This window comes from Vibrio sp. Vb0349 (assembly GCF_033338975.1).
This window is the reverse complement of the sequence record NZ_JAWOTS010000139.1, coordinates 1-1,589: the sequence shown is the minus strand read 5'-3', so window position 1 is coordinate 1,589 and position 1,589 is coordinate 1. Positions and strand designations below refer to the sequence as shown.

The 1,589-nt window shown below is 48.5% G+C and carries 2 protein-coding genes; one reads left to right on the top strand and one right to left on the bottom strand.

The genetic code is table 11. The features are described from left to right. On the top strand, positions 1 to 1,205 hold a 1,205-nt coding region (gene arsJ / locus R7Q47_RS23950), incomplete at its 5' end, for an organoarsenical effux MFS transporter ArsJ (protein WP_318089664.1). An 80-nt stretch (positions 1,206 to 1,285) separates the two neighbouring features. Here arsJ and R7Q47_RS23945 read toward each other — a convergent pair. Then, on the bottom strand, positions 1,286 to 1,589 hold a 304-nt coding region (locus R7Q47_RS23945; RefSeq protein WP_318089662.1), incomplete at its 5' end, for a cystatin family protein.

Below are 1,589 nucleotides of genomic sequence, written 5' to 3'. Positions count from 1 at the left end.
TAAGCAAAAGTATTCGTCAGTACATGTTAGTGACGTTTAACTATTGGAACTTTACCGTAACCGACGGAGCGCTGCGTATGCTGGTGGTGCTCTATTTTCACGACTTGGGTTATTCAACGTTAGCCATTGCCTCGCTCTTTCTTTTCTATGAATTTTTTGGCGTGGTGACCAATCTGATTGGTGGTTGGGTAGGGGCCCGGTTAGGCCTGAACAAAACCATGAATATTGGCCTAGCGATGCAAGTGTTTGCGTTGTTAATGTTGGCAGTGCCCAACGCTTGGCTGACGATTCCTTGGGTGATGGCTGCGCAAGCTTTGTCTGGTATCGCTAAAGATCTCAACAAGATGAGTGCAAAGAGTGCGATTAAGACGCTAGTACCAGATGAGCAGCAAGGCGCACTTTACAAATGGGTGGCGATTTTGACGGGCTCGAAGAACGCACTCAAAGGGGCGGGTTTCTTTGTCGGTGGCTTGTTGTTGTCTTGGGTGGGTTTCCAAAACTCGATGTTTATTATGGCGAGTGTGCTCGCGGTAGTGTTCATTTTCAGCATGATCTGGCTAGAAGCCGACATGGGCAAAGCGAAAAATAAGCCTAAGTTTAGCCACATCTTTTCTAAGTCTGAATCGGTCAACATCTTGTCCGCAGCGCGCATGTTCCTGTTTGGTGCGCGGGATGTCTGGTTTGTAGTGGCTTTGCCGGTTTATCTCGGCAGCGTATTTGGCTGGGATCACTTGTGGGTTGGTAGCTTTCTAGCATCATGGGTGATCGCGTATGGCTTTGTGCAAGGTTTTGCGCCGCGCATTACGGGTAAAGCGCAAGGTCGCGTGCCCGATGGAAGTGCGGCATTGGTGTGGGCGGGGATTCTTGCCTTAATCACGGGCGGGATTGCTTACGGAGTACAAATTGGTTGGCAGCCGGAAATCGTGATTGTGGTTGGGCTGATGATTTTTGGTGCGGTCTTTGCCATTAACTCTTCGCTGCATTCGTATCTGATTGTGAGCTATGTCAAAGGCGACGGCGTGTCGTTGGATGTCGGTTTTTACTACATGGCCAACACCATGGGACGTTTGATTGGCACGGTATTGTCGGGGTGGATTTACCAAGAAGCAGGACTAGCGGCGTGTTTGTGGGTCTCTTTCGCTTTCTTGGCGCTGACAACGTTGATTTCGATTAAGTTGCCTAAAGCTAATATCGCCACGGCTTAGTTCTGATGAATGTGATGGGCTGAACAGAACATCGTGCATAAAAATGGCTCCAATCGGGAGCCATTTTTTATGTCTGCATATTATGAGCAGAAGCGTCCAAGCTTTGCAGGTTGCGTCATTTTGATTTCGTCGTCTAACGAGCGGTAGACAATCGTATTCCAGATTTCGCCATTATCCATTTCAAATTCAATCGCGTAATTCATGCCGCTTACCACCTGAGTGCGAACACTGAGGATTTGCTTTAACTTAGCGGAAGTGTTCATTTGCGCGAGTACCACATCAAGCAATGATTGCGCTTCATCGGTCATGTCACTTTGTGACCATCCGCCGGGCAGTTTTTCTAAGTTACAGATTGGGTTCGCTTCCGGTTGCGATTGGGCAGGT